Source organism: Nocardia blacklockiae, from assembly GCF_015477355.1.
GTDB lineage: Bacteria > Actinomycetota > Actinomycetes > Mycobacteriales > Mycobacteriaceae > Nocardia > Nocardia blacklockiae.
The window spans coordinates 419,296-424,539 of sequence record NZ_JADLRJ010000002.1; the positions used below are offsets into that span (position 1 = coordinate 419,296).

General features: G+C 69.1%; 5 protein-coding genes. All 5 read right to left on the minus strand.

Annotated elements, in window-relative coordinates; translation table 11 throughout:
* Nucleotides 1–18: 18 nt before the first annotated feature.
* Nucleotides 19–318 carry a YbaB/EbfC family nucleoid-associated protein gene (locus IU476_RS07955; RefSeq protein WP_195098258.1) on the minus strand — a complete coding sequence of 100 codons (300 nt, stop codon included), beginning with the start codon at nt 316–318 and terminating at the stop codon, nt 19–21.
* 41 nt (nt 319–359) lie between these two features.
* Entirely contained in the window at nt 360–725 is a 366-nt protein-coding gene (locus IU476_RS07960) for a hypothetical protein (protein WP_195098259.1), read from the minus strand.
* A 72-nt stretch (nt 726–797) separates the two neighbouring features.
* Nucleotides 798–1,583: an ESX secretion-associated protein EspG gene (locus tag IU476_RS07965; protein WP_195098260.1), complete on the minus strand. Its 786-nt coding sequence runs from the start codon at nt 1,581–1,583 to the stop codon at nt 798–800.
* The gene (locus IU476_RS07970; RefSeq protein WP_195098261.1) at nt 1,580–3,451 is read right to left on the minus strand and encodes a hypothetical protein; all 1,872 of its coding nucleotides are present in this window, start codon (nt 3,449–3,451) and stop codon (nt 1,580–1,582) included. Before IU476_RS07970 ends, IU476_RS07965 begins: the two co-directional genes overlap by 4 nt.
* A 124-nt stretch (nt 3,452–3,575) precedes the next feature.
* Entirely contained in the window at nt 3,576–5,147 is a 1,572-nt protein-coding gene (locus tag IU476_RS07975) for a hypothetical protein (protein ID WP_195098262.1), read from the minus strand.
* Nucleotides 5,148–5,244 lie beyond the last annotated feature (97 nt).

Below are 5,244 nucleotides of genomic sequence, written 5' to 3' on the forward strand. Positions count from 1 at the left end.
ATGGTTAACATCCGATGACTACCCGGCGCTCTCCTCGTTGAAAGCCGTAACCAGATCCGCGCGCTCCGAGAAGGCCTGCACGGCCGCCGCACGGGCGGTACCGACCAGCTCCCTTTCGAATTCCTCGGGCGACAGTTTCGAAATACCGCCGGTAAAACTCATTTCGACCGGGGCGCCATTGCCGTCCACCGCGACGGTTATCGCACCGTCGGCGGAAGTGGCGGACGCCCGCACGCCCTTCATCGCGTCGTCCAGATCTCGCAGCCGGTACAGCTGTTTCTGTACCCGCGCGATCAGCTCGTCCATCGTGTCGACCATGGCTCCCCTCGAATCCCCTTACCATCCGGACGATCTGCCGCTCACACCGAGCGCAACCAGCTTTCCGGCTGCGTGTCGTACTCCTGTTCCTCGATGATTTCCTGCCGCGCCACCTCGGCCTCGGTCGGCAGCCCGGTCAGCGCCAGCATCTCGGAGGTGAAGCCCGCCTCCCGCAGCTGTTCTCGCCGCTGCAGGCCCGCGCGGTTCGCCGACTGCCGGCACAGGCGCAGGATCTCCCCCGCCAGACTCTGCGGATCGCGGCGCAGCTCGTCGGAGTCGATTCGAATCCCCAGCGGCAGGCCCTGTTCGGTGGTGCGCACGGCGATCGACCCGGTCAGCGAGGCCGCGCCGAACTCCGCGGGGAACTCGCCGTCGGCGCGGCCCTCGTCCTCGTTCGGCCCAGTCATGATCGACCTCTCGTGAAAAAAAGTGTCATAGCCAGCATCTCACGTCCGTCAAGTGCGCGGAAACGCGCGCGGTCACCTCCGCTCGTCCTTGATCGCCCGAACGACCTCGACGATGCGGGTGTTGATCGCCGAGGTCAGCTGCCGGTCGTCGGCGGCGCGCACGACCGGTGGGTGCCGGTCGTCGATCAGGTAGCGGCCGTCGTCCGGCAGGTCGCGCCACTGCAGGCGGTGCCGGGTCAGGCCGCGCGGGCCGTAGATCGAGCGGCCCTGCACGATGTCGATGGTGCCGCGGCACACCGGTGTGGTGTCCAGGAAACGCCGGGCCCGGTCGGTGACCGTGTCGTCGAACGAGTCGTGCACCGCGGACCGGCCGTAGGAATAGTCCAGTTCGTCGGTGTTCTCCTCGGCCGGGAGCACGAGGTCGGACTGCCGGCCGGGCTTCTCCTCGGGCAGCGCCGCCACCACCGCGGCCGCCAGGCTCACCGCGTCGCCTTCGGTCACCGTGAAACTCGCGGCGTCCCAATAGGTTTCGCCCGTGGTCTGGGTGACGACGTAGCCGTTCTCGCCGCGCCGCGCGGCGTAGAGCCGCACCAGCCCGTCCGGCCGGTCCGGGGCGTGGCCGTCCCAGCCGTTCACCGCGAGCCACAGGTCGGGATCGGTGAGCGCGGTCAGCACCTCGCCGAAATACGCGTCCAGCGTGTGGTTCAGCCGCTCGCGGGCGCGCAGCCGCAGGGCCTCGAACTCGTCCTCGGTTTGCATGCGGTTGGTGTAGAAGAACGGCCACGGCAGCCGCTGTCCCGTCGTGTCCCGCCACAGCACGTAGAACTCGAAACCGCTGAAGTTCCAGGTGCGATTCATTGTTCGACAACCGGTTTGACCACGACCGGAGCGTCGCCGAGCGCCTCCTCCAGATTCTCCGCGGAATCGAGATAGTCGGCCCGCTTGTGTTCCTTGTTGTTGCCCTGGCCCTGCCCGGCGGCACCGCCGCCCATGGGACCCATGCCGCCCGGCGCGCCCATGCCGCCCGCGGCCAGCCCGGCCCGGCCCGTCGTCGCCGCGGTGGCGGCGTCCACGGCGCTGGCCCGCGGGAACAGCCGGTCGGACATCGGCGAGGTGCGTCCCGAGCCGGCGCCGGAACCGCCGCCCGCGCCGCCCTTTCCGGCGCCCGCGCCACCGCCGCCCTTGCCGCCGCCCAGCGCGGACTTCATCGCGTCGGTCAGCGCGGCCGGCATCGTGGGCAGCCCGGCCGCGGCGAGCCCGCTGGCCGCCGCCTGCTGCGCGGCGGACATGCCTTGCTGCGCGGCCTGTTGCGCGGCTTGCAGGCCCTGCTGCAAGGCCTGCTGAGCTTGCTGCATGCCTTGCTGAGCCGCCTGCTGCGCGGCTTGCTGGGCCGCCTGCTGCTGCGCCTGCTGCTGGGCCCGCCGCTGCTGCTCGGCCTGTTGCTGCGCTTGCTGCTGGGCCTGTTTCTGCTGCTCCTGCAACTGCTTCTGGAGTTCGGCGTTGCGCTGCTGGGCCTGCTGCTGTGCTTGTCGCAGCGCCGCGGACTGCGCGGCGGAACCGCCGCCGGCTCCGGTGCCTCCGCCGCCACCGCCACCGCCGTTGTTGTTGTTATTGTTGTTGTTGTTACGCGGGTGTCCCCCGTCGTCGTTCACGCCCTGAATTCCGGTGGGCGGCACCAATTGCGGCACGACCATGGCCGCCTGCACGCCCGGGCGGTAATAATTGTCAAACGCCTGGTTCGCGAGCGTGGTCGCCTGGTTCTGCGCCTCCGGGGTCGGGTTGTCCGCGGTGGGCATGTTGTAGACGACGACCGCCGTCCAGCCCGAACCCTCGATCAACTGGTTGCCGATCGTGGTCATCGCCGTGGCCAGTTCGTGCCCGCGCGCCGCGAGCCGGCCGATGGCCGCGTTCGCCTTGTCGGCGCCGTCGCCCTTCCAGCCCAGCTTCTTCAGCGACTCGATGTTGTTGCTCAGGTCGGTGAACGCGGTGCTCACGCCGTTGGCCATCCGGATCCAGTCCGAACCCATGTCGGCGAGGAAGACCGGCTTGCCGTGCAACGAGCGGCCCAGCGATTTCGCGGTCGGATAGTCGAGATAGTCGGGCGGCTCGATACTCGTCGCGATGGTGTCGGTGCCCTTGTCGCCCGGCTTGGTCCGGGTGTCGAGTTGCAGCGGCTTCTTCGGGTCGGCGTTACCGGACCACGAGGGCAGCGGGGTGTCCTTGTCCTCCCACTTGCCCTTGTCCACACCCTGGGTCGTGATTTCCTGATTGTTGTGCTGGACCTGGGTGATCTTGTCCTTGAACAACGGCGCCTTGTCCGCTTCACGTTTGAGGCCGGCGAATTTGTCGCCGGAACTGCCGTCCGTGTCCTTCATGATCTTCCCGGCCGTGACCAACGCCTCACCGAGATCGGTGAGTGCGCGTTTGTACGCGGGAATGATCTCGTTGAGCAGCTTGTCGGCTTTATCGGTGTAGCCGCGGGACAACAGCATTCCGGAATTCAGATTTCCGAAGAGCGTGCCCTTCTGGTCGTCGTAGCTGCCGGCGGTGAAATTCGTCATCGTGCCGTAGTCGCCGCCGTTGTGGCCGGCGGCGGTCTCCAGGACGGTGATGGCGTTCGCGACGTAGGTCGTGGCCGACGTGATGATGCCGTCGGTGACGCCGACGATCCGGTAGGAACCGCTGTTCGCCGAGTTCTTCAGATCCTTCCACGGCTCGTCACCCATGACACACTCCCCTGACTGGCTACGGTCACCGCTGATTCTATGGGTATCGCGATGAACGCAGCGTGTACAGACCGTAATACTGTTGGCACTCTTCGCAGTCCCCTCACCTGCGGCTCATCGGATCTCATCGGATGGGAAAGTCGGCGGCGGCGCTGGTCTGCCGCTGGTGGAAGCGCTGTTCGAAGCCCTCGGTGTAGATCGAGGGGGCGACCGAGGACGAGGACTGTTCGATCACGCCGTCGTCGGCGATGTAGAAGATCGCCCGGCCCACCGCGATCTCGCCGGGGCGGGTGGGGGCGAACACCATCCAGCCGACGCTGAGCCGTTCGGCGACCAGCTCGTCCACCGGGTAGCGGGCGGTATCGATGTCCAGCCCGGCGATGTGCCGGCGGACCATCGTGAGGGCGCGGTCCTCGGTCATCGGTTCGGGGACGGCGGTGACCAGACCGGCCAGCGACAGTTGGTAGAGCGCGCCGTCGATGTCGTCGGAGGGGTCGGTGAACAGGGCGGTCAGCGTACTGCGGGTGACCACGCCGGCCTCGGCGGCCGACACCAGATTCGCCGCCGCCGCGCGCAGTTCCGGGCTCGGGTCCGCGCTCAGCACGCCGCACACGACGTCGGCCACCGTGTCCGCGGTCCACATCCCGGGCACCGCCGCGCTGACCCGATCGGCGCCGGGCGAGTCGCCGCGATACCAGCTGCCGCCCTCCCACCAGTAGCAGAACGACAGCATGCCGCGGGCCGCACGGGGATTGAGCACCTGATTGGCCACCCACTCCGGCGCGCCCGCGTACAGCGCGGGCAGCGGGGCGCCCTCGTTGTAGGCCGCGTCCAGTTCGGGTGCGTTCCAGACGCCGCCCGAGAGCACCGCGCGCCCGCCCGGCAGCACGTACAGGGTGGAGCCGCTGCGCGAGGAGCCCTCGAACACGCCGAGCGCGGGCAGGATGCGCGGCCCCCAGTCGGAGCCGACGGCGACGAACGCGGCCGCGATCGTCGCCCAGCGCGCCCACAGCACCGGCAGCATCGGGAAGTCGTCGACCGAATGTGCCGCTGCCACACCGCTTTCGCGGTCGGCGCGGGCCTGCTGGGCCGCCTGCTGCGGTGACCGCCACTGCCGGTTGTCGTGGCCGATGTAGGCGGCCAGCCAGACGGGCAGGCGGTCGCGCGGGTACACCTGCAGATCGGCGCGGTAGGCCTCGGGGACGAGCAACTGGTCGTCCGGGAAGGGTTCGTCGCCGTAGTCGTAGTCGGCCTCGAGCTGTCCGGTGACGTCGAGCCGCAGCGCCAGCCGCCACCACGGGCCGTCGCCGAGCCGCGCCGACACCTCGCGCTGCAGCCGGACCACCTCGACCACCTCTTCGGGCGGGTCGACGCGGACCATTCGATCCGAGTCGTCGAAATACAGCACGTACATCACGCCGCCGGCGACGGTGGTCGAGAAGACCGCCTCCAGTCTGCGCCAGCCCTCCGGCCCGGCGACCGCGAGTTCGCGAGCGATGCGGTGGGTGAGTTCGGTGGCCTGGGCCTCGACCGACTGGTCGGTGGGCCGGTCCGGCTCGTCGGCGGGCTCCGCCGGGGCGGCCGCGGGGGTTTCGGACGACGTCGCATCGGAAGCGCCCTCCGGGGGTGTCATCCGGAAGGTGAGATCCGGCGCCTCCTCGGCTCCCTCGGGCTTGTCCTGCTGCGGATCGTTCATTCGATTGGGCCTTCCTCATCGCTGCGATGGCCGCGCGGCACAGACACCGGCAATCCTGCCGTGCTCACCTTCGTCGCGCCAGACGACAGTATCCGGG

Bases quoted from the DNA above. Each gene is read 5' to 3' on its own strand.
- IU476_RS07955 (WP_195098258.1), bottom strand. From the start codon at position 318: ATGGTCGACACGATGGACGAGCTGATCGCGCGGGTACAGAAACAGCTG.
- IU476_RS07960 (WP_195098259.1), bottom strand. From the start codon at position 725: ATGACTGGGCCGAACGAGGACGAGGGCCGCGCCGACGGCGAGTTCCCC.
- IU476_RS07965 (WP_195098260.1), bottom strand. From the start codon at position 1,583: ATGAATCGCACCTGGAACTTCAGCGGTTTCGAGTTCTACGTGCTGTGG.
- IU476_RS07970 (WP_195098261.1), bottom strand. From the start codon at position 3,451: ATGGGTGACGAGCCGTGGAAGGATCTGAAGAACTCGGCGAACAGCGGT.
- IU476_RS07975 (WP_195098262.1), bottom strand. From the start codon at position 5,147: ATGAACGATCCGCAGCAGGACAAGCCCGAGGGAGCCGAGGAGGCGCCG.